Source organism: Rhizobium sp. CCGE 510 (assembly GCF_000292525.1).
Taxonomy (GTDB): Bacteria; Pseudomonadota; Alphaproteobacteria; order Rhizobiales; family Rhizobiaceae; genus Rhizobium.
On the sequence record NZ_AEYF01000048.1, the window covers coordinates 189,235 to 211,796 of the forward strand.

17 protein-coding genes and 4 pseudogenes are annotated in these 22,562 nt (G+C 61.2%); 13 read left to right on the forward strand and 8 right to left on the reverse strand.

Going from position 1 to position 22,562, the window contains the following annotated elements:
• Positions 1-134: 134 nt before the first annotated feature.
• The gene (locus tag RCCGE510_RS34570) at positions 135-518 is read right to left on the reverse strand and encodes a type II toxin-antitoxin system VapC family toxin (protein WP_007636323.1); all 384 of its coding nucleotides are present in this window, start codon (positions 516-518) and stop codon (positions 135-137) included.
• A complete protein-coding gene (locus tag RCCGE510_RS29245; protein WP_007636325.1) occupies positions 515-715 on the reverse strand; it encodes a type II toxin-antitoxin system VapB family antitoxin in 201 nt (66 codons plus the stop codon). Before RCCGE510_RS29245 ends, RCCGE510_RS34570 begins: the two co-directional genes overlap by 4 nt.
• An 88-nt stretch (positions 716-803) precedes the next feature.
• Here RCCGE510_RS29245 and RCCGE510_RS29250 point away from each other — a divergent pair.
• Positions 804-1,335, forward strand: a pseudogene (locus tag RCCGE510_RS29250) (IS5 family transposase); the annotation flags it as partial.
• 17 nt (positions 1,336-1,352) lie between these two features.
• Here the strand turns inward: RCCGE510_RS29250 and cysE are convergent.
• Complete coding sequence (gene cysE / locus RCCGE510_RS29255; protein WP_081525800.1) at positions 1,353-2,201, reverse strand: serine O-acetyltransferase; 849 nt, start codon at positions 2,199-2,201, stop codon at positions 1,353-1,355.
• 468 nt (positions 2,202-2,669) lie between these two features.
• Between cysE and RCCGE510_RS29260 the strand changes: the two genes are divergently transcribed.
• A complete protein-coding gene (locus RCCGE510_RS29260) occupies positions 2,670-3,959 on the forward strand; it encodes an FAD/NAD(P)-binding protein (protein ID WP_240539708.1) in 1,290 nt (429 codons plus the stop codon).
• A gap of 39 nt (positions 3,960-3,998) precedes the next feature.
• On the opposite strand, the pseudogene RCCGE510_RS33985 reads toward RCCGE510_RS29260, so the two are convergent.
• Positions 3,999-4,308, reverse strand: a pseudogene (locus RCCGE510_RS33985) (LLM class flavin-dependent oxidoreductase); the annotation flags it as partial.
• A gap of 3 nt (positions 4,309-4,311) precedes the next feature.
• Here RCCGE510_RS33985 and RCCGE510_RS29265 point away from each other — a divergent pair.
• The 5 genes and pseudogenes from RCCGE510_RS29265 to RCCGE510_RS29285 form a co-directional block, all read left to right on the forward strand.
• Positions 4,312-5,013 (forward strand): annotated as a pseudogene (locus tag RCCGE510_RS29265) (LLM class flavin-dependent oxidoreductase); the annotation flags it as partial.
• Positions 5,014-5,363: 350 nt separating this feature from the next.
• Positions 5,364-6,989, forward strand: a complete 1,626-nt coding sequence (locus RCCGE510_RS29270; RefSeq protein WP_037080191.1) for an ABC transporter substrate-binding protein — start codon at positions 5,364-5,366, stop codon at positions 6,987-6,989.
• Complete coding sequence (locus tag RCCGE510_RS29275; RefSeq protein WP_007636340.1) at positions 6,967-7,920, forward strand: ABC transporter permease; 954 nt, start codon at positions 6,967-6,969, stop codon at positions 7,918-7,920. The genes RCCGE510_RS29270 and RCCGE510_RS29275 overlap by 23 nt, the downstream gene beginning before the upstream one ends.
• A complete protein-coding gene (locus tag RCCGE510_RS29280; RefSeq protein ID WP_007636342.1) occupies positions 7,917-8,792 on the forward strand; it encodes an ABC transporter permease in 876 nt (291 codons plus the stop codon). The genes RCCGE510_RS29275 and RCCGE510_RS29280 overlap by 4 nt, the downstream gene beginning before the upstream one ends.
• Positions 8,792-10,534 (forward strand): ABC transporter ATP-binding protein, encoded by a 1,743-nt coding sequence (locus tag RCCGE510_RS29285; RefSeq protein ID WP_007636348.1) that lies wholly within the window; start codon positions 8,792-8,794, stop codon positions 10,532-10,534. The genes RCCGE510_RS29280 and RCCGE510_RS29285 overlap by 1 nt, the downstream gene beginning before the upstream one ends.
• A gap of 199 nt (positions 10,535-10,733) precedes the next feature.
• Here RCCGE510_RS29285 and RCCGE510_RS29290 read toward each other — a convergent pair whose 3' ends face one another.
• Positions 10,734-11,756, reverse strand: a complete 1,023-nt coding sequence (locus RCCGE510_RS29290) for a 2-oxoglutarate and iron-dependent oxygenase domain-containing protein (protein WP_037080339.1) — start codon at positions 11,754-11,756, stop codon at positions 10,734-10,736.
• Between the two features lie 759 nt (positions 11,757-12,515).
• On the opposite strand from RCCGE510_RS29290, the gene RCCGE510_RS29295 reads away from it, so the two are divergent.
• The 6 genes and pseudogenes from RCCGE510_RS29295 to RCCGE510_RS29320 all read left to right on the forward strand — a co-directional run bounded on the left by RCCGE510_RS29295 (position 12,516) and on the right by RCCGE510_RS29320 (position 19,049).
• Positions 12,516-12,824 (forward strand): hypothetical protein, encoded by a 309-nt coding sequence (locus tag RCCGE510_RS29295; RefSeq protein WP_037080195.1) that lies wholly within the window; start codon positions 12,516-12,518, stop codon positions 12,822-12,824.
• Positions 12,825-12,906: 82 nt separating this feature from the next.
• Positions 12,907-13,590: pseudogene (locus RCCGE510_RS29300) on the forward strand (gamma-glutamylcyclotransferase).
• An 86-nt stretch (positions 13,591-13,676) separates the two neighbouring features.
• Positions 13,677-15,005, forward strand: coding sequence for an NtaA/DmoA family FMN-dependent monooxygenase (locus RCCGE510_RS29305; protein ID WP_007636355.1), 1,329 nt, complete (start codon positions 13,677-13,679; stop codon positions 15,003-15,005).
• On the forward strand, positions 15,002-15,937 hold the full coding sequence (locus RCCGE510_RS29310) for an amidohydrolase family protein (RefSeq protein WP_007636358.1): 936 nt from the start codon (positions 15,002-15,004) through the stop codon (positions 15,935-15,937). Before RCCGE510_RS29305 ends, RCCGE510_RS29310 begins: the two co-directional genes overlap by 4 nt.
• 190 nt (positions 15,938-16,127) lie before the next feature.
• Positions 16,128-17,732, forward strand: coding sequence for an ABC transporter substrate-binding protein (locus RCCGE510_RS29315; protein ID WP_007636370.1), 1,605 nt, complete (start codon positions 16,128-16,130; stop codon positions 17,730-17,732).
• 225 nt (positions 17,733-17,957) lie between these two features.
• Positions 17,958-19,049 (forward strand): rhodanese-like domain-containing protein, encoded by a 1,092-nt coding sequence (locus RCCGE510_RS29320; protein WP_007636372.1) that lies wholly within the window; start codon positions 17,958-17,960, stop codon positions 19,047-19,049.
• Between the two features lie 89 nt (positions 19,050-19,138).
• On the opposite strand, the gene RCCGE510_RS29325 is transcribed toward RCCGE510_RS29320, so the two are convergent.
• Genes RCCGE510_RS29325 through RCCGE510_RS29335 form a run of 3 tightly spaced genes read right to left on the reverse strand, consistent with a single transcriptional unit; the run spans position 19,139 to position 22,547 of the window.
• Entirely contained in the window at positions 19,139-20,299 is a 1,161-nt protein-coding gene (locus tag RCCGE510_RS29325) for an acyl-CoA dehydrogenase family protein (protein ID WP_007636374.1), read from the reverse strand.
• A gap of 20 nt (positions 20,300-20,319) precedes the next feature.
• Positions 20,320-21,357: an ABC transporter substrate-binding protein gene (locus RCCGE510_RS29330; RefSeq protein WP_007636376.1), complete on the reverse strand. Its 1,038-nt coding sequence runs from the start codon at positions 21,355-21,357 to the stop codon at positions 20,320-20,322.
• A gap of 11 nt (positions 21,358-21,368) precedes the next feature.
• The gene (locus tag RCCGE510_RS29335; protein WP_007636378.1) at positions 21,369-22,547 is read right to left on the reverse strand and encodes an LLM class flavin-dependent oxidoreductase; all 1,179 of its coding nucleotides are present in this window, start codon (positions 22,545-22,547) and stop codon (positions 21,369-21,371) included.
• Between the last annotated feature and the right edge of the window lie 15 nt (positions 22,548-22,562).

Consider the following 22,562-nt stretch of genomic DNA (forward strand, 5'->3'; position numbering starts at 1 on the left):
CGAGAGCTTTCGAGGACAGGGGTCGGCTTGTTGCCATGGTGTTCACGTTCTGGGCTACGAAGATCGCATAATGGATCGATCGGAACTCTGCGCTCAGGCGGCTCACGACCAGCATGAGTGCTTCGATACAGCATTTAGTTTCGCGCGTTGGCAGGGGTGTGCAGTGAAGCCCCCGCCTTTTCGGCCGCTGCCCGCAGACGCTTGTCTCTGGTCCATAAGGCCGCTCGTTGATCGAGGAGAACTGAGGCCATCAAGTGGGCATCTGTGTAGCCAATGCCAATACTGAAAATGGCGTGGCGATCAATCATCATCATAACTTCGTCGTGCGTCGCGATGAACGCTTCGCGCTGGTCCGCCAGGAAAGCTATCACGCTACTGCGATCCCGAAGGCTGCCAAGTGCGAGCTCTCCGATTACGGCTGGATGGCATAAGACACGGTCGTCCTCAATAATCCTACGCAGCTCTGAATCGGCATGCCGGAAATGATCGATCCAGATGGAAGTGTCGGCAAGTATCACTTGGCAGCTGCGCTCCGGCGGCGTGGGGCTGCCTCCGCATCCGGCATAGTTCCGCCGAGCGCGATGAGGCGTTTTCCCGACTCCACACGAATAAGCGTCTCCAACGCTTGGCGGACCAGAGTGGCGGTTTCTTTCGTGCCGGTTAGAGACCTAGCCCTTTCCACGAGGGTGTCGTCGAGATTGATAGTCGATCGCATCGTTTGGCTTCCTGATTATGGCGTTATAGATAGCACCATTTGGTGATAAAATCTACGCCTGATGTCCACTCCAATACGTCGGTCGTCGGCGCAACCCACTGCAGGGATCAACGACAGCCAGCGTCAAGACCACGGAAAGTACCGGAATGTCCGGCTATGATTCAGGCCAGACCGCGACAAGCTGCGTTCGCGCTGAGATTAAAGGCCGCAAGCGTCACATTGTCACAGATACGCATGGATTTCTGGTCTTCGTGCTCATCCATGCTGCCGACATACAGGATCGCGACGGCCCTCCCTATGTCCTCAAGGCGATCCGCCGCCGCTTTCCCTGGCTGCGCCACATCTTTGCCGATGGCGGCTACGCCGGCAGCAAGTTGAGGCAAGCAATGCGTGGCCATGGTGACTGGACGATCGAAATCGTCAAGCGTTCGGATCAAGCCAAAGGCTTCGTCGTCCTGCCTAAGCGATGGGTGGTGGAAAGGACTTTCGCCGGGTTTGGACGCTGCCGCCGTCTCGCCAAGGACTGGGAGAAATCGATCGAAAGCGCAACCGCATGGGCGCGAATCGCTTCAATCCGAATGCTCACAAGGCGCATCGCAAGGTGTTGGATATACGAATGAACTTTTGAATCAGGCTCTTAGATCGTGTACTCCGGTTCAGACAAGGTTTGGTCCATCGTGATGCCGGGAAGGTTGAAGTGGCGCTTGCCCACCTGCCTCGCCGGAATGCCGGCGACCGATGTATAGGAGGTAACGGCATTGACGACCACGCTGCTAGCACCGACCTTGGCGCCGACGCCGATTTCGATGTTGCCAAGGATCTTGGCTCCCGCTCCAATCAGAGCGCCGCGCCGCACCTTGGGGTGCCGGTCGCCGGTCTCCTTACCCGTTCCTCCCAATGTGACATTCTGGAGTATGGATACGTCGTCTTCGACAACCGCCGTCTCGCCGATAACCAAGCCGCTCCCATGATCGAGCATGATGCTCCTGCCCATCTTTGCGGCGGGATGAATGTCGACACCGAAAACCTCAGAAATACGGCTCTGGATGTGGCGCGCCAAATGGAGGCGGTCGTGATGCCAAAGCCAGTGGGCGACGCGTTGACCCTGCAACGCGACAAAGCCCTTGAAATATAGGAATGGCGTCAGGATTTCCGTGTTCGACGGATCACGTTCCTTGATCGCCGTCAGGTCCGCGGCGGCATCGGCGACGATATTGCGATTGCCGATGAACGCCTGCGCAATCACCGCCAGCAGTTCGTCGTGATCGAGATCGTGATTGGCCAGTTTGATCGCGACCCGCTGGGCGAGCGCCTGGGCGAAACTCGCGTGATAAAGCACCGCCGAATTCATGGCGCGCGTCAGTGCTGCATCCTTGGCCGAAGCGTTGACGGCCTCCGCGCAAAGGGCCTCCCATATTGCGGCAACCTGAGGCGAGGGCAGGGGCTCCGTCGACAGATTGCTCAAGCTGACCAGTGGAACCGTCATGCTGCCTTCCTTCTGCATGCCGGATGTCGTGGGCACCCGGAACGCAGACGTTAAGGTAATACTGCCCCCGATAGATGGTTTATAATTACGCGGAACTTCGCAGTCGCTCTAAAATTCCTCTCTTTTTTCGCAAGGACCTGGAAAATATTTCCAAGCCCGCCGCATCACCCGTCACCGGTACTCCCGGCTTGAAGCCGGCATCCGCAAGGGGAAGCCAAGCGCCGCCAGACGCCAAGCCACGCCGTCATCATTTCAGGTCGAATAGGGCTTGCGTTCCGGATTTCATTTTCTATTATTTTGGTAGAGAATTATGCGGCCGATCGGAGCTGGCGGATACAGGGCCGGGCGATCCAACGCAGAAGGAGCCGATGAATGACTCTTCTCTCGTCACGTTCTTCGAATTCGGAGGACAGGAATGCCGACCATCTCGCAAGGATTGCGATTATCGGTCGGGGTTTTACCGGGATCATGACCGCGATCGCTCTTTTCAAGAGAGTTGATCGGCCCTTCCATCTGGTGATGTTCGACCCGCGCGCAAAGATCGATATCAGCGATGGCATCAGCCAGCCGGCGTCGACCGTGCTGACCAGCCGCGTTCGCGACCTTTCCGTCGATCCCGGACTGCCGGACGATTTTCGCCGGTGGCTGGAAACGGATGACACGTGGCGCGATCGCCTGATCTCGGATCCTGCCGGTCTCGAACACGCCTTCGTGCCCGGGGAAATCTTCAGCACCTATGTGTATAAACGCTTCTCCGAAGCCCTGACGCATCGGCCTGATGTCATCGTCCAGTTTGGCTCGGATGCCGTGACGGCGATCGACAGGCATCCGGGCGGAGGATATTCAGTTTCCCTTGGAGCTGAGCAGCGGACACACTTTGATGCCGTGTTTCTCGCGACTGGTTACGGCATGCGGGAAAATTCGGACGTGGCTCCTGCCGGTGGGGCGCAGAGCGCTGTCGTGATCGGCGGTGGCATCCACGCGGTCGACAGGGCGCTCGGATTGCTGGCAGACGCCAAGATCTCCCATGTCACATTGATTTCGGAATCGGGTTTCCTGCCTCAGTCGCATGCTCCCGCCGCAGTCGGATCGGTTGTCACCGATCAACCCGTGCCGGGCACGCTGCGCGGCGCGTTCCGCTTTCTGCGGGAGGCTGCGAGCAGAGCCGATCTGGAAGGTTCGGGATGGCAGGGCATCATGAACGGCTTTCGTTCACGCGCGCGCGACCTCTGGGCGGGACTGACGCCGGAAGAGCGCGCACGGTTCAAACGTCACGTGAAGGCCATTTACGACAGCCATCGTAACCGCTTGCCACCTGAACACTATCAGCGCCTGCATCATGCGATCGCCAGTGGCGCGATTACCGTGAGGAAGGGGAAAGTGGATCGTATCGCCACGAACGGCGTTTTGTTTTCGGCCTCGACCGGCCTCGAGGTCCTTCCCGCGGATCTGACGATAGACTGCCGCTTCCGGCCATCCGGGACCGATAGCCCGTTGGTTCGCTCGCTCATCGTTGCGGGTCTTGCGACGCGGGACGAACTCGAAATCGGGATCGTCGTAGACGAAAGCGGGCGTACTAAGTCGGGCGCCTTGCATGGGCTGTTCGCAATGGGTCCACTCGGCCTGGGCAGCCTCCCGGATATCGATCTGGTGCCTCAGATCGTGTCGCAAAGCCATGCGGCTGCGTCATTGCTTAACGGTTGGATTGGCGAGGTGGCTAAAACTCACGACGTCGTCAAAGTCTTCGACGACGTGTGAGAGTTACCTGCTTCTTTCCAAGCTGGGAATGGCTTGCCGTCAGGCCGTTCGCGATGCTTGGCCGACTGCCGGCGGCGCAAGCGGCGGCGGCTCCAGATTGGAGCGGAAATCCTCTCCGACATAATCGGTATCGATCAGATGACGGCGCCGCAGTTCCGGAAGCAATCTATTCATCGGGATTGCCTAGGCCGTGCAGCGACAAGACATCGAGAACGCCTGACTTGACGCGCTCCTCGATCGCATCTGCCAACTGCTCCGGCGTGCCGGCAATCGACCAGTGGCCGGTCTCCTGCGCCTGAATGCGGTTGATGCTGGTCACCTCCGGCAGCAATGTATCTGGCAGCGGCCTGTGCTTGCCGCCAGCCATGCCGACCTGATCTATTCCCGCCACGGCTCGCTCGAAACCGGGCAAGCCTTTTATGCCGATGTGAAGCGTCGTCTGACGAAATACGGCCGAAGCCCGGATGCGCTGAAGATCCTGCCCGGCGCCAATTTCGTGATCGGCGACACGCAGGCGGATGCCCAGGAGAAGCTGAGAGCAATCCGTCTTCAGCAGGTCAGCCCGAGGAATGCGATCGTCTTTCTGGAGCAGGTCTGGAACCGGGATCTTTTGAACTATGATCCGGACGGACCTTTGCCGGATATCGAGCCGGATATTTCCGAGACGCGGCTGGCACAAGGGCGCGCCAACAATCAGGACGTCGCCGGCAGGCTGGAAACGGCGCGTGTGTGGCGCGAGCTGGCCGAGAGAGACAAGCTCAGTATTCGCCAGTTGATCATTCGCGTCACCGGCCGGCAGCATTTCGTGGGTACGCCGGACGAGATCGCTACGGAGATCAACCACTATGTGCAGGCGGACGCTGCCGACGGATTTGTCTTCGCACCGCACCTGACCCCCGGCGGCTTCGACGAATTCGTCGAACGGGTCGTGCCGATCCTCCAGGAAAGAGGGGTCTACCGGACCGACTACGTCGAGGCCACGCTGCGTTCCAACCTCGGGCTGCCGGATCGGCTTGCGCAATATTCGACGCCGAATCTTGCCGCCGCCGTTTAGGGCGTTTGCCCTTGTCGCCTGTTCCAGCGGGCGCCAATGAGCAAGCAAGGACGCATGCGCCGATGAGGTGATGACTGGGACGATTTCGATCGCCGCTCACACCGACGGCCTTCGTTTCACATTTTGACGACGGCGAAGGACGCAACCCGTCATGTCGGTAAAGAGGCCGCTTTTCCAAAGCTCCCTGACAAAATTCTTGCGGAACGGATTTTTTCATCCGCGGGCGCAAACGAACCAGAATGCCTTTAGTCTATAAATTTAATAGACAATATATGTTCACGCGCTGATTGTTCATCGACGCATGAACAGCCGCCGGGCCAGACCTGAAGCATCCAACTCCGGGACCAGATATGACCGTAAAGACTTTCAAGACATTGCCTAGACGAAATCCCATTGCCTTTGCACTGACATTTTCCCTTCTAGCATTTGCAGGCCCACAAGCGCATGCGGCCGAGAGCGCAAAGCCGGTGGACGGCGGTACTTTGACCGTCGGGCTAGCCACGGACACGGCGATCATAGATCCCTCGATTACCGGCAGCTCCATTACTGCCGTCATCACCCGAAACCTCGTCGATTCCCTCGTTGGGCAAGCCGAGGACAACAGGTTTACGCCATGGCTGGCCGAACGCTGGGAGATCAATAGCGACAACAGCGTCTATACGTTTCATCTCAAACAGGGTGTGACCTTCAGCGACGGCACGCCGCTCGATGCCGCCGCGGTCAAGTACAACTTCGACCAGATCCTGGATCCGAAGACGACGTCGAGCTACGCAAAATCGCTGCTCGGCCCGATCGACAAGATCGAGGCGGTCGATACCGGCACGCTCGTCATCCACTATAAAAAGTCCTTCGCGCCGCTGCTTCAGGGGCTGAGCCTGCCCTATCTTGGGATCCAGTCGCCGACCTATCTGCAGAAGGCGACGAGCACGACCAATACGCTTGTCGGCTCCGGTCCTTATATTCTCGAAAGCTTCGTCAAGGGCAGCGGCAGCAAGCTTACGCGCCGCGCCGATTACAATTGGGGGCCGGGTTATGCCAAGCATGCCGGCCCGGCCCATTTCAATGGGATCGACTTCAAATATCTGCCGGAATCATCGGTTCGCCTCGGCGCCCTGGCAAGCGGCCAGGTTCAGGCGATCGACGAAGTTCCGCCCGCCAATTACCGCTCCGTGCAGGGCGATGAGAAGCTTCAGGTCGTGACCAGGGAGAATCCCGGCGTCAACAATTCCTATTTCCTGAACACGTCCAAGGAGCCCTTCCAGGACACCAAGGTCCGTCAGGCGTTCCAGAGCGCCGTGAACGGCGCGGCGGCGGTGAAGGCGGCCTATCTCGGCACGCTCAAGCCGGCCGACAACATTCTCGGGCCGTCGACGCTCTATTACGATAGCGGCGTGGCGAGCAAATGGGGCTTCGATCTCGCCAAGGCGAACAAGCTGCTCGACGCGGCCGGTTGGACGAAGAAGGATGCCGACGGATTTCGCACGAAGGACGGCCGTCGCCTCACCGTGCATTATGTCTATGACAGCGCCTCTGTCGGCGCATCGAATGTGACCCTTGCGCAGGCGGTGCAATATCAGGTCCGTCAGGCCGGGTTCGAATTCCAGCTCGATCCGGTCGACGCCGGTGGTTACACCGCCCGGGCCAACAGCAATGATTATGATCTGGTTTCCTTCTTCTATGTCCGGGCAGAACCGGACATACTGCGCACCGTGTTCCATTCCGCCTATGTGCCGCCGAACGGATCCGACTACGTTCGCGTCACCAGCCTCGATGAGAAACTGAGCAAGGCCATCGGCGCGAGCGATGCGGAACGGAAGCAGCTCTATGGCGAGATCCAGTCTGAGATCGTCGGGCAGGCCTATGCGGTGCCGCTCTTTGTGGCAGCATACCAGCTCGGGGCGTCGAAGAAGCTTCACGGCATCAGCTGGGCAACAAACGCAAAGCCGCTTTTCTATGATGCCTGGCTCGAGCCGTAATGTGATCCGCGCCGTGCTGAAGCGGCTCGGTGTCGTCATCGCGGTGCTCTGGGGCGCCGCAACGATTGCCTTTGCCGCCGTACAGCTCATTCCCGGCGATCCCGTATCGGTGCTGTCAGGCGGCGAGAACGTCGTCGATGCGACTGAGCGCGCCGTGCTGACGCAACAATATGGATTGGATCAGCCGCTCTACGTGCAATACGCACGTTATGTGCTCAGCGCCCTGACCGGCGACTTCGGTGAAAGCTACCAATATCGCCAGCCGGTTACGGAACTCGTCTACGAGGCGGCCGGGCCGACATTGCAGCTCGCCGGCAGTGCGATTTTCATCGCGTTGATCCTGTCGTTGAGCATTGCGCTCGCGACCGCCGGCCGACGCAGGGGGATCGCTATTGCCGTCTCGGGGATCGAACTGGTCCTCCTCAGTACGCCTGTCTACTGGATCGGAATCGTGCTGCTGTCGGTCTTCAGTTTTCGGCTGCAATGGTTTCCGGTGACGGGCAATGCCGGCTTTTCCGCGCTCGTTTTGCCCGCCATTGCGCTCAGCCTGCCGCTGGCGGCGCTGCTGACCCAGGTGCTGCGGGATGGTCTGGAGGAAGCCCTGCTCCAACCCTTTTCGCTGACGGTTCGCACGCGTGGCGTCGGTGAGACGGCTCTCCGGCTGCGGCACGGCCTGCGCCATGCAGCGCTTGCCGCCTCGACTTTGACGGGGACCCTGTTTGCGAGCACCCTCGGCGGTTCGATCCTCACCGAAACCGTCTTCGGCCGCTCCGGTATCGGGCAGATTACCCTTCAGGCCATCAAGACCCGCGACATGCCGCTCGTCCTCGGGCTGGTGATGCTGTCCGCCTTCGTCTTCGTCATGATCAACCTTCTGGTCGATGCCCTCTATCTGCTGATCGATCCGCGCCTGCGAAGGCGTGCAGCATGAGCAGTACGGAATTGTTCGATACGGTGCTGCGCGGCCGTACGGCTGCCGGTTCTCGCCGCAGGCATCCCTGGCTTGCGCCGGGGCTGCTGCTGCCGCTTGCCGCGGTCGTCGTCCTCGCCTTCGCCGTCTGGGTGCCGCAATGGTTCACGGCATTCGATCCGGACGCGATCGATACCAATGCCATCTTGCAAGCGCCAAGCGGCATTCACTGGTTTGGAACCGATGAACTGGGACGCGATCTCTTTTCTCGCATCGTCTACGGAACATCGCAGTCGCTGACGATCGGGATCGGCGCCACGCTGATCGCCTGTTTCGGGGGCGTTATTCTGGGGACGGCTGCAGCCCTGTCGCCGAAGCCGATAAGCCGGCTTCTGGTCCGCGTCATCGATATTCTTCTGGCCTTTCCGGAAATACTGCTGGCGCTGCTGGTGATCGCCGTGCTCGGGCGCGGCCCCCTCAACACCCTGTTGGCCGTCGGCCTCTCCTCCGTCGCCGGTTACGCCCGCCTGATCCGCTCGCAAGTCTTGCAGGTCAAGCTTTCCGGCTATGTCGAGCATGCCGTGGCGCTTGGTGAACATCCCTGGACGATCATTATCGAGCATATCGTGCCGAACGCCGTTCGGCCGCTGGTCATCCTCGCGACAATCGGCGTCGGCGCGTCGGTGCTGACCGCCTCGGCCCTGAGTTTTCTCGGCCTCGGCGTCGTGCCGCCCGCCGCCGAATGGGGAGCGCTCCTGGCGAACGGCCGCAATTTCATCGACATTGCTCCCTGGACAAGTCTGCTGCCGGCCACCGTGGTCGCGGTTTCGGTGATTTCGATCACTCTTGTCGCTAGGCGATTGCAGACGCTTCTAGCCCGGGGTGACGCCTGATGAACATACGACCCGGTCCGCGGCCGCCTGTCCTCGCCTCGTCCAGCCCAGTGCTCCTCGAGATCGACGGGCTGCATGTCGCTTTCGACACGCCACAGGGCGTTATCGAGGCCGTTTCGGATCTTTCCCTTCAGATCGCGCCGGGCGAGATTTTCGCCCTTGTCGGCGAGTCCGGATCAGGCAAGTCGGTGACGGCGCGCACGCTGGTCGGCCTTGCCGGTCCACATGCGCATGTCCAGGCTCGCAAGATGGTGCTGGCGGGACATGACGGCCGGCCGCTGGATCTGCTGCGGCAGTCGCAGAGAACTTGGCGGGAGATCCGTGGGCGGGAGATCGGTTTCGTGCTGCAAGATGCCCTGGTTTCCCTCGACCCGCTGCGCCTGGTCGGGCGCGAGATCGCCGAGCCGTTGCTCGCGCATCGGCTCGCGGCGCGATCGCAGGTGGCCGCGCGCGTTCGCGAATTGCTGATCCGCGTCGGTATCGCCGATCCGGAGATCCGCGCCGCCCAGTATCCGCATGAGCTTTCCGGAGGGCTGAGGCAACGGGCCCTCATTGCATCAGCCCTTGCGGCGGAGCCGTGTTTGCTGATCGCCGACGAGCCGACCACGGCGCTGGACGCGACCGTACAGCAACAGGTGCTATCGGTCTTCAAGGGTCTTGCCAACGCCGGCTTCGGCGTTCTTCTCATCACCCATGATCTCGCCGTTGCGGCGCAATTGGCCGATCGTGTCGCGGTCATGCAAAATGGCCGTCTCGTTGAATCAGGCCCGGCGCAAGACGTCCTCTCCGCCCCACAGCACGCCTATACTCGCCGTCTTCTCGCCGCAGTCCCGACCGGCGCCACGCGCGGCCGGCGCTTGAGCGCACCAGACGCTGCGCCAGCCTGTAACCGCGCGCCGGTGGATGGAGAGCCGCTCATGGAGATCCGAAACGTCTCCGTCAGCTTCCGGCGTCCCGATGGTATCCTGCTGGAAGCGGTGAGGGACGTATCGCTGCAGATCGGCCGTGGAGAAACGCTGGGCATTGTCGGCGAATCCGGCTCCGGCAAGACGACGCTCGGCAAGATTGCGCTAGCGCTGCGCAGGCCGGATAGCGGTGACGTGCTCTTCGACGGGCGCCCCTGGAGTGCGCTGACAGAAGCCGCCCGCCGACCGGTGCGAGCCGGCCTCCAGACGATCAGCCAGGATCCGTTGAGTTCATTCGATCCGCGTTTTACGGTCGAGCGCCTCATAGAGCAGCCGTTACGGCTGCGCGGCGACTTTGATAAAGCTGCCCGCCGGCGGAAGGTGGTAGAGCTCAGCGAGATGGTAGGCCTCGGCCCGGAGTTGCTCGTCCGCCGTCCGTCAGCACTTTCCGGCGGGCAGCGTCAACGCGTCTCGATTGCGCAGGCGCTCGCCGCAGAACCGAAGCTTTTGATCTGCGACGAGCCGGTTTCTGCGCTGGATGTGACGACGCAGGCACAGGTCTTGGATCTGCTGGCGAATCTTCAGCAGCGGCTGGCGCTTTCGATGGTGTTCATCTCGCATGATCTGGGTGTCGTCCAGCATATGAGTCACCGGATCGCCGTCATGAAGGACGGGGAGATCGTTGAAAGCGCATCGGTGGAGCAGGTGTTCGACCATCCTCGGCATTCCTACACGCGATCGCTCATCGCGTCGGTCCCGAATTTGGCGGCCGATCAGACGCATTTCTGGTCGAGTTCCGGAGCCGCTCCCCAGCTCAAACCGAAGGCTACTGCATAATTCTTCAGTTCGCCGATAGTGTCGGCCCGACATTCTGGCGGACGACGATATTCCTGCCAAAGGGATTGAGAGCGACGAGGCCGAACATGGCCGCGAGCAGGATCATGGTTATGATCGAAGACATATTCAGCTTCAAGGGCGGCCCCCGCGCCAGATGTGTTAATGCCAGCGTCCTTTGGTGAGCGCTGGTGGTCGACGTCTATGTTGCCTGCGCGTCCAAAAGGTCCGCGTGATGTTCCTGCGCCACATCGGGATGCGAACGCAGGCGCGACTTCAGTACGTTGCGCCCCACCTCGCGGAACAAGGGATTGAGAGGATCCTGTGTCACGCCCCGCACCTCTGCAAGAAGCGCCGGCGGCAAATCGAGAACAGGAATGGTGGCGGCCAGATTGGCGCCGAGGAAGAACGGGATGGATAGCCTGTCGCCGGCCGGCGGGGTGACGACGCGGTGGATATTGGCCTTGAGGTAACCGTTGGAGGCGAGTTCCAGCAACTCTCCGACGTTGACGACGAAGGTGCCTGGGATCGGCGGCGCGTCGATCCAGCCGCCTTCGCCGTCATCCACCTGCAGGCCGCCAATCACGTCCTGCAACAGGATGGTGACGAAGCCGCCATCCTTATGGGCGCCGACGCCCTGGTCGCTCTGCGTCTGGTCGCGACCGGGATAACGCACGATCTTCAGAAGCTGGTTCGGACCATTGGCGTAGATCGGCGCAAAGATATCCGGGCTCTGGCCGAGCGCCTCGGAAAATGCCTGGATAACCTTCAGGCCGACGGCGGTCACCTCTTCGATCCATTCGAGCACGGCCGCACGCATTTGCGGAAGCGCTGAGGGAAATTGGTTTGGGCCGAACAGCCGCTTCCATGGAGGATCGCCCGGGCCAATCTCCAGCCTCTGGCGCTCAGGACCAAAATCGACCTGCTCGCGCCAATCCTGCTTGCCGCGCGTATATTCGAACCCGGCCCTGTTATAGCCGCGGAAATGCGGCGACTTTCGCATCTCGATTTCGAGCTTCTGCTCTTCCGGCAGCGAGAAGAAGCGGCGTGCGAGTTCGGTCAGATCGTCGATCCGTCGCTGCGGAATACCATGTCCGGTGAGATAGAAAAATCCGAGCGTCCGGCTGACGTCACGAAGCTCCGCCAGCGCTTGTTCTCGTTCCGGATGAGCGGATGCAAAACGCCCGAGGTCGAGTATCGGAAGCGTCCTCGCTGCAGCGGTCACGGCATTATCCTTCCTGCTGGAAATGGCGTCGAGCCTGTGACGGAAACGGCACATTCGACTGTTACAATGTCCCAAGCTGCAGGACGATATTCAAAGAGAGCTGATGCGATAAATCGGCGATCCGGGAAAACGCATTTTATTTTTCCAGCAAATTTGTAGATTATTCGCCTGTCGCCGGTCGCGCCGCAATCTTTCCGCACCGAGGGATGGCGGCGCGTCGACGGCGTGAGGCTGGCCCGCCGCCGGCGACCGCTGCTGGCCGGAGCCCACAGCTTTCGCCGTCCGGCTGCCTGGAGAAGGATAGTTTTCCGCAATGTGCCCCGATCATAAATTGCCATTTCTTTAATCCAGTAATTTTGTAGACAATACTATTTCAACGAAAGGAAGATCGATGCTCGTCCTCAAAATCGTTGAAATAGCAGGTCGTTTTAATCGCCTGTCCAAGACATCGCCGCCGCCGGACCAAGAAAGATCAGCCAGGGAATATGAGCTCTCCTTTTGGAGAGCTGCGACCGGCTTCTGGTATTGAGGCAGCGATCCATGGCCCTCGTCTATGACCATCAGCGCTACCTTTGTCGCCACCGGGGGATCGCCTGGCTTTCATCGGTATGTTCCGGCCTTCATGTCCTGGCGACCATAGGTTCATTTGCCTTCGTCCTCGCCCTGGTGATCGGATTGATATGATTGAGACCTGCACGGGACGGCGAGATAGGGGTCGATACCGCGTGAAGGCGGCTCTTCCTCCATGCGGTGGGCGACATGGCCGATAGCGATATCGAAGACGCGCCGCTCGCTGATGCTCCTCGCGAAGCGACGCCGCGGGACCGCCGTCGCGAGATGGTCGACAAGATCGTTCTGACGCTGGGCGAATTTATCAACGATCTCGACACACGGGATGAGCGCTGGCGGGCTTCGGTAGGCCAGTTGGTCGCCATCCTGCAAACCATGTCGGATAGCATCGCATCGGCCGATGACAAGACCTTCACCGCTATCATGAGGGAGGCTGCGTTGCTGATGCGAACCCTGAAGGAACGGCAAGCCTATTTTAGCAAGTTCACCGTCCACTGACATGAGAGCGATCTCCGAAAACGATCTGCTGACGGAAGGCGCCGTTGTCGGGCGAAGGTTGGAACGGTATCGTGGAAGTGCGATGGCTCTGACCGATGAGCTGGTCTCACTCAGCCTCAGGCTGGAGGCAGATCCCGGACCGGATCCCAGCCGTATCCCGCTGAGTGACGGGCAGCTGGAAAATCTCGCCGAACGTCTGTATGGCGAATCCCTCGGCAGGCCGCTATGGGTGTTTGCTTACGGTTCGCTGATTTGGAAGCCGGATTTCGATGCGGTGGAGTGGCGGCGCGCCGGCGCTCGAGGTTGGCACCGATCCTTCTGTCTGCATATGACGCGCTGACGCGCGACAGAGGCCCAGCCCGGCCTGATGATGGCGCTCGATCAAGGCGGTCAATGCAATGGTGTAGCCTTCAGGCTCGCGGAACGGGATCGCGTCGGTCAAATCCGCCGCATGATTCGCAGGGAGGTCGGCAGCCTGGACGATTCATCCTCCGTCCGCTGGATTACCGTCGCAACGCGGGAAGGGCCGTTGCGCGCCCTGGTCTTTTGGGCCGGGCCGAAAGGAGAGCGTGTCCTGCGCAGGCTGCCGTTGGCGACCGTCGCGGAGACCTTGGCAAGAGCCTGCGGCCACATGGGATCCTGCGCTGAATATCTCTACCTCACGGTCAAGCACCTCGAAGAGAAGGGTATTCGCGATCGCAATCTCTGGCGGCTCCAGGCATTGGTCGCCGACGAGATCAAGCGGATCCACGGCCTTGCTGCATAATTCAAAGTGCTACAGCGTCCTTTGCGCATCTGAAAAGATGCGCGCTGTAGTCCCGAGCAACGTCAACGCAGGCGGGCACATTATTCATGCGACAGCGACTTATCCTTACGGCGGGTATCAATAGTACCGGATATCTTGCCGATTCCTGGCGCCACGTCAGCGGCTCGCCGCTGGCTTTCGCGAAGTTCGACCACTATTTGCAGACGACGAGAATTGCCCATGCCGGCAGGCTCGATGCGGTGTTCTTTTCAGATCATCCGGCACTCGGCGCCGATCCCGCACAGCGGCCGCTGCACAGCTTCGAACCGCTGACCTTGTCGACGGCGCTTGCCGTCGCGGTGCCCGATATCGGCTTCGAGATCACGATCTCCTCCACATACAGCGCGCCCTACGATCTGGCGCGCCGGCTGGCGACGCTCGATCATATTTCCGGCGGCCGCGTCATCTGCAATATCGTCTCGTCCTTCAATCCCGCCGTTGCGGCGAATTATGGTTCAGCACCCTTGCCGCCGCGCGAGGCACGCTACAGGCAGGCGCATGAATTCATGGCGGTGGTCGGCGCGTTGCTCGATAGCTGGGAGTTGCGTCGGCCGGCCGATCCACAAGCTGGGCTTTGGGACCCGGATTTTGCCCGTCCAATCGGGCACAAGGGTGAATTCTACAATGTCGCTGGGCCGCTTAACGTGCCTCGCGACCGGAAGCGGCGCGCCCTCATCGGGCAGGCGGGAGCCTCCGGGCCGGGGCTCGATTTTGCCGCGACATATGGCGAGATCATTTATTGTTCGCTGCTGTCGCTGTCGGCGGCGCGCAGCTTTCGCGACGAACTTCACAAGCGGGCAGTCGCGAAGGGCCGTGATGTCGGCTCGTTGCGGGTTGTTCCCGGTCTCGTTCCGATCATCGGACGCAGCCGAAAGGAGGCGTGGGAGCGGCACGAGGCGGTGTCAGGGGCGGGCAGCGAGGAGGGGCTGTTGCGGCGCTTCGCCGGGGATGCCGGGATCGACTACGGCGCGCTTGATCCCGATGCGCCAGTTTTGGCCGATCTTTTCAGGACGACGGTCGATCAACAGCGCCCGGCGGGCTTCACGCAGGCTCTGGCCGAACTTGCACGCCATGAGCGCGTCACACCGCGGCAATTCGTGCGGCGGCTGGAGGGAGGCCACCGGCTGGTGGCCGGCACCGCTGACGATGTCGCGGCCGATATCATCGCTTGGTGGCGCTCCGGCATTGTCGATGGTTTCAACATCCAGGCGCCGGTCCTGCCGGACGATCTCTCTGACTTCGTCGAACAGGTCGTGCCACGCCTGCAGGATGCCGGCATCTTCCCGCGGCAATATCAGGATGGAAGCCTGCGGGAGCGCTTCGGGCTGACGCATGAGGCGGCAGATCATTATCTCAAGGAAGGCAGCAGCGCATGAGCGGCAAATTGGACATCGTCGATATTCACACGCACCTCTGGCCGGCGGAATGGGGTATTGATGGTATCAGGCGCATATCGTCCGGACTTCCTGACGATATCCTGCGGAAGATCGTCGATCCCGCCGCGCTGCTCGGCGAATTCGAGGCAGCGGGCATATCGCTTGCGGTGTTGAGCACGACGGTTGAAAGCCTGTTCGGCGTTGCCGGACCGGTCGATACCGGCGTGATCTCGGGTGTCAACGACTGGCTGGCCGGGCTCGTCAAAGCCAATCCCGGGCGCTTTGCGGCATTGGCGACCGTCGATCCTTTTTCAGGCGAGATCGCCGCCCGCGAGGCAGAGCGAGCGCTCGGCGAACTTGGCCTGTCGGGCCTCGTCATCGATTCTTCCCGGGATGGAAAATTCCTCGGCGACGCCAGCGTGCGGCCGACGCTTGCGGTCGCAACCCGGTTCAAACGGCCGGTCTTCGTGCATCCGGTCAACGCCCCGCAGGCAGATATTCTGATTGCGGGCGCCGGCAAGCTCGGCAATTCTCTTGGCCGGGGGCTGATGAACGGCGTCGCCTTCCTGTCGGTGCTGGAGAGCGGCCTGCTCGATGAATTTCCCGATCTCGATTTCGTCTTTGCGACCCTTGGCCTCGGCGCCATTGTGCAGGCGTCACGCGGCGGCCGTTACTCCAGGCAGAACCGCGCCGAGGGCCGAAGGCCGAACATTTATTTCGATACGATGGGCGACGATCCTTCGATCATCGCCATTCTGGCGGAATTCTTCGGTCCTGAGAGAGTGCTGGCCGGAACCGACTGGCCGATCCTGCCGTCGCTCTCGCAACAATCCCTGAGCCGGAGTTTCGAGATGGCCGGCCTCGACGCGGCAGCGCAGGCGCTTATCGCCGGCGGCAATGCGCGACGGCTGCTCGGTCGCCTCGAGCAGTAGAGCCACGGCTCGCAGATGCTCGACTGTTGTTGCAGCGATCCGGCGACAGACGCGAAACGCTGACAAGCTTTGCTTTCAAAGCGCGATAGAAAATCTGCCTTTGAGTTCCAGGGTTGTGAAGGGATCATCCGGACAGCGGGGCATGGGGTTCCGTTCGCGGTCTGCCGCGTTTGCGCCTTCGGAGCAGCCTATGTCGATCAATCGCCGCCAGTTCAATCAGTTGCTACTCGCCAGCGGAGCGGGCCTCGCAATGGCCGGCCTGCCTCGTTTTGCCGAAGCGGCGGCTGAAACACCGGTCAGGGGCGGTACGCTCAACTGGGCCTACTATCCCGATCCGAGCGCGCTGATCGCGATCAACACGTCGTCGGGCACCGGTCAGGCGATCGGACCGAAGATCAATGAGGGCCTGTTCGATTTCGACTACGACCTCAATCCGATTCCGTTGCTGGCGACGGAATGGTCGGTCGGCGACGACCAGTTGCGCTACACCTTTAAACTGCGTGAGGGCGTAAAGTGGCATGACGGTGCAGACTTTACCGCTGCCGACGTGGCTTTCTCCATCCTTCGATTAAAGGAAGCCCATCCGCGCGGCCGCATCACCTATCAGAACGTGACAGCCGTCGAGACGCCTGATCCCCATACGGCTATTATCGTCCTTTCCAAACCCGCGCCGTATCTGATCACGGCGCTGAGCAGTTCGGAATCGCCGATCGTGCCGAAGCATGTCTATGAAACCTTCAAGCCGGAGGAACAGCCCAAGCTCGCGCAGACGATCGGAACCGGACCCTTCATCCTCAAGGAGTGGGTGCCGGGCAGTCATCTGATCTTCGACCGCAACCCGAACTATTGGGACGCGGGAAAGCCCTATCTCGACCGGGTCGTCCTTCGCGTCATCCTTGATCCATCCGCCCGTGCCGCCGCGCTCGAGACCGGTGAAATCGACATTGGCGCCAACCCGGTGCCTCTGTCGGACATCGAGCGCCTGAAGGCCAATCCAAACCTGGTCGTCGATACGACGACCTACGCCTATTCCGGTCCGCAGCAGCAGCTGTTCTTCAACTATGAGAACGAGATTCTCACCAAGCGCGAGGTTCGGCTGGCGATCGCGCATGCCATCGATCTGCAGAAGCTGCTGGATATCGCGCTCTATGGTTATGGCGTCGTATCGCCGAGCCCAGTCAGCACGGCGCTGCCGAAATGGTATGATCCGAGCATCAAGGCCCGGACGCTGGATCCGAAACTGGCGGAAAAACTGCTGGATGAGGCCGGCTATCCCAGGGGCGCAAATGGCAGCCGTTTCAAGCTTCGTCTCGCCTATAACTCGTTCCTCACGCCGTCTTATGCCGACTTCATCAAGCAATCGCTCGCCGTCGTCGGTATCGAGGCGGAGATCCTCAAGTTCGATCTCGCGACCTATCTCAAGACCGTTTACACCGATCGCGCATGGGATCTGGTCATCGAATCCCTTTCGAACACCTTCGATCCAAGCCTCGGCGTGCAGCGCGCCTACTGGTCGAAGAACTTCAAGATCGGTCTCGTTTTCTCCAACGCCAGCCACTACGTCAATTCCGAGGTAGATCGGCTTCTCGAAGCGGCGGCAGTCGAGCCCGACGAAGCGACGCGACGCGACCTCTGGTATCGGTTCCAACGCATCATTCACGAAGATGTCGTCTCCGTCGATCTGGTCGCGGCAGGCTCGCAGATCATTGCAAGCAAGAAGGTCAGGAACTTTGCGCCGGGCGCGCAGGGCATCAACAACAGCTTCGGCCAGATATGGCTCAGCCCGGAGAGCTGATGCTGGCGGTCGCACGACGACGCAGGTGGTGAGACGTCTCACGCCTCACCACCCATGTCGAGGCGGCTGGGCGGTATCGTCCACGGCGAAATCATTGACAATCCTGTCGCGGCAGATGTGGCAGAATCGAGTTCGCGCTGGTCTGTGCATTGCATCGTCGTCGCAAGTCCCGGCCGTACCGATACCCCTGCAGAGATCAACATCAAAGAGTGACGGAGGCCCAGCATGACCCAGAAAACAATCTCACGAGACACATTCCGCAACTGGCTCGCCGATGGTGAAGAACTGGCGGTATTCGACATCCGAGACCCGGCGGCTGTTGGCTATGCATCGCCTCTCTTCGCCACCAATTTGCCGACTGAGTTCGTGGACAGCCAAATCGGCCGCTTCGTCCCACGTCCCGTCATCCGCACCGTGTTTGCCGATGGCGGCGATGGCGCCGCTGCCCGGCTTGCCGAAAAACTGGAGAAAGCAGGGCGCGCGAATGTCTTTGCGCTCGAAGGCGGCATTCCCGCCTGGACGGCGGGAGCGGAGGTTTCCCTCCCGACATTCGACATACCGGGCGTCGATTTTTCGCTTGCCGTGCGCGACGAAAAGAACACGCCGGTCATCTCGGTTGAAGAGTTGAAGCGCTTGCACGACGCCGGTGAAGACGTCGTCGTCATCGATACGCGCACTGTTTCCGAATTCAGCCGCGATCATGTCCCCGGCGCGGTCAGCGTGCCGGGCGCGGAACTGCTATTGCGCTTCAAGGACGTCGTGCCGTCCGAAAAGACCAGGGTCGTCGTCTCCTGCGCCGGGCTGCCGCGCGCAATCCTCGGCGCCCAGACGCTGATCGATGCGAAAGTCGCCAATCAGGTCTCCTATCTGCATGACGGCACGAAGGCCTGGACCGGCGCCGGGCTGGAACTCGAAACCGGCAGCACCCGTATCTACGGCGAGGCAAGTGCTGCCGCGCTGGATTTCGCGCGCGAGCATCTCCAGGCACTGAGCGCCGATGACCGTTTTCCCGAGATCGATATTGCCACCGCCCGCGACTGGGCGAACGATCCAGGCAGGACCACCTATCTTCTTGATGTGCGCACGCCGGAGGAGTTCGAAAAAAGCCATCTCGACGGGACGCTTTCGTCGGAGGGCGGCCAGTTGCTCGGCGTTGCCTATCGTACCATCGCCGTTCGCGGTGCGCGCGTCGTCCTCATCGACGATCCGCTCGGGGTGCGGGCACGCACCGTTGCGCATTGGCTTCAACGCCGCGGTTTTGAAATCGCGATACTGCTGGTTGATTTCTCGGCCGAGCAGCTGAGCGCGGTCGCTTGATGGAAAAAACCGGGGGACCTTGCAGCGAGGTCCCCGCTTCGGCGCTAGAGAATGTGAACGACTGGAACGGCCAGACTCTTCAGCCTTCGTCAGATCCCCGTCGCCGCCAGGCGTGCAAGCGCGTTCTTTGCGGCGAATGTTCGGATCATGTGGTTCTGAGGTGCGTGCGAGCGGGCGGTCATCGCATCGCGATGCTGGCGTTCGAGCTGGAAGTCGCGGTTCAGGCCGGGATTGCCGGCGAGGTCAAGAGCCAGGCTCGTCACCGCCACGCTGTTGTCGATGACGACATGGCGGACGTTCATGCCATCCATGCCGACTGTCTTGCCGGCATCGACATCTTCGCCGAGCGATCGGAGCAGCCTGGCGCTGGTCGCGAGCCGGACTTCGATCTCGCCCAGCCCGTCCTGGATGCGCGGCACTGTCGCAATCGGCGCACCGAGGCTTGCCGGCGCATGGCGGGCGGCAAACGACAATACGCGGTCGCGCGCGGACAAGGCAACGCCGTGGTAGACGGCGCCGATCAACGAAAAGAAGAAGGCCGTCGCATGTTCTTCGCGCCGTATCGGTTCCGATGCGGGTTGGGCCTCGATCACATCTGAAAATGGGATGACGACATCGTCAAGAATAATGTCGTCGCTGGCCGTCGCATGCATGCCGGCCGCATTCCAGGTCTTCTCTATCCGCAGGCCGGGACTGTCGGTGGGCACGAGGAAGGACGCCAGACGCGGCTCCGGCTCGTCGGTGAGCGCCAGCAGCGACACCCATTTCAAGATCGGAATACCCGTGACGTAGGTCTTGCGACCGGTGATCCGCCAGCGGTCGCCGTCGCGCCTGGCGATCGTTTCGGGAAGGGCACCATGGGCGGGTGAGCCGATGCGAGGTTCGGCCTGGGCGGCGTTGATGAGGGCAGGGCCGAGGCGGTTGGCCGACAAGATCCGCTGCGCCAGATGCTCCGGCCACTTTCCGAAGCGGCGCAGGCCGTAATGGCTGTTGTAGTGCATGGCGAGCACCAGCGCGGTCGATGGTTCCCCGCGGGCGATCTCGCTGATGACGGCCTGCGCTTCGACCAGGCCGCCGTCAAAGCCGCCATGTTCGCGGGCCGTCACGAGGCCGAGCAGGCCAGCCTCGTGAAGAAGGGTGAAGTTTTCGAAGGGAAACTCCCCCGTCGCATCGAAATGGGCCGCGCGCTCGGCGAAGTCGATGGCCAGCCGCCGAGCCTTGCCGACGAGATCGATTGCTTCCTGCAACATGGTCTTACATGCCTTTCTTCTCAGGCTACGGCGCGCTTGGCGAAAGCCTCGAGATGACGGTGATCGACCCACTCGGCTATATCGAAGTCGGCAGCGAGGAAGCCGAAATCGCGCAGGAAATCCTTGTAGTGGCCGACGGCCTCGACCAGTTCGGGCTGTAGACCGAGGCCGAGGTGGCGGTGGACCTCCGGACCATTGGCGGCAAGCACCTGTTCTTCGGTCGCGCCGGCTTCGCGGGCGACAAAACGACGTGTCTCTTCCGGATGCGCTTCGGCCCAGGCGCTCGCCTTGAAGATCGATTCCAGCAGCCGGTGAACCAGATCGGGACGTTCTTCGGCAAGCAGTTCGTCCACGGTCAGCACGCGGGGTGAGCCGGAATTGATGCGGATCTTCGGGTCGGGATGAAAACCGAATTCGGCAACCTGAACGGCGCCGACCAGATTGGCGACGTTGATGCCCGCCGTTCCCTTGACATAGATCGCATCCACCTCGCCGCGAATGAGTGAAGCGATCTCCTCGCCATAAGCCTGCTGGCGCTTTAACCCGAAGAGAGAAGAGCCTTCCTGGCTCGCAAGGACGGAATCGGTAAGCGCGATGTCGATGACCTCGACATCTGCAAGTTCCAGCCCTTCAAGCGAAAGAGCCGAGACGAGGCCCTTCAGCGCGGTCGCCCGCATGAAGTCGACAATGCCCTCCGGGCGTCGGGCGATGCCGAAGCGGCGGCCTTTGAGATCCCTCGTGCTCTTGATGCCGGTCTGCGGCAGGGTGATGATCGCCTGGAACTCATCCGTCCAGGTAATGCCGACCAGCCGGGTTTTGCGGCCTTCCGATCGAGCGCGGATCGGCGGCACGTTGCCACCGTGGCGGAATGACCAGTCGAGCGTGTGGTTGAAATGGCTTTGGCGGATGCTGCGATCGGGCGAGTCGATGATCGATTTCAGCGTCACCCCTTCCGCGCGGAAGTTCTCCTCGAGATAGCCGAGCTGTGCGGCGAGGCCGACCGGCGTCGGCACTGGGCAGCGGGTATACCAGATTTCCGAAATGGCATTGCTCGTCATGATCGTCCCTTTCAGTGGCGCAGCCCCGCCTGTTTCATCAGCGGCAGCACCTCGCTGCCGAAGAATTCGAGATCGTCGCGGAAGTCGAAGAAGCTCAGCTGCAGACCGTCGACGCCGGCGGCCTTCAGCTTGACAAACTGGTCGACCACACTCTCCGGCGATCCGATCACCCTGATATTGCCGCCGACGGAACGATAGGCGTCCTGCGGATCGCGGCCCTTCCATGCTTGCGCGTCGGAGTTCAATGACTGGAAACCTTGTGGCGAACGCTGATCGGCATGCGCGACGATGCGGTCGGCGAAGTCCCATGCTTCCTTCTCGGTCGGACGGCAGATGACCATCGGATTGAGCAGCGTTCGCACGGTGCGGCCGACGTCGGTCGCTGCGTCCTTGACCCGTTTTGTGTGGGCCGGCAGCGACTGCAGCGCGCTGTCGATGTCGGCGCCCGTCGGGCTGGTGATGAAGACGATGTCGGAGTAGCGCCCGGCAAAGGCAATGCCGGCATCCGAACCGGTGGCGTTGACGAGGATCGGCCGGCCGAAATTCGGTTTCGGCGTCACGAAGCCGCCCCCGAGCTTCCAGCTGCTTTCGCCTTCGAAGGAGAAGTTTTCCGTATCGCTCCAGAGCCGCTGCACAACTTCGAGGAATTCGGCCGCAAGTTCGTAGCGCCTGTCATGTTCGATGCGCGGCCAGCCGAACATCTCGTGCTCGACCGCGCGGTGGCCGGTGACGACATTGATGCCCCAGCGGCCGCCGGTGATGTGATCGAGCGTCGCGCCGAACTTTGCCAGATGCAGCGGATGCCACGGGCCGTAGAGCACGTGCATGGTCGAGATCAGCATGATCTTCTTGGTTAGGCCGGCAAGAGCTGCTGTGGAGACGAAGCTGTCGAGCGCCTGGCCATCGAAGACGCCGCCGTAACCACCCTTCGGCAGCCATTGCGACAGGGCAAAGACGAGATCGAAGCCGAGTTCCTCGGCTCTGAGCGTGAGCGCCTTGTTGTAGTCGAACCGCCAGTCGGTCGAGCGTTCGAGCGTCGATTGTGTCCAGCCGCCCGCCTGGATCGGCAGGAAGAGGCCGAGAAGAACCGGCTGCTTGAGAGCCTGCGACAGCGGGCTTTCAGGAAAATCGGTCGGGGTTGAGAATTTCGGCAGACCGACGATGGAGCCGGGAAGATGTTGAACGGACATGCTTGTCCTCCGCGT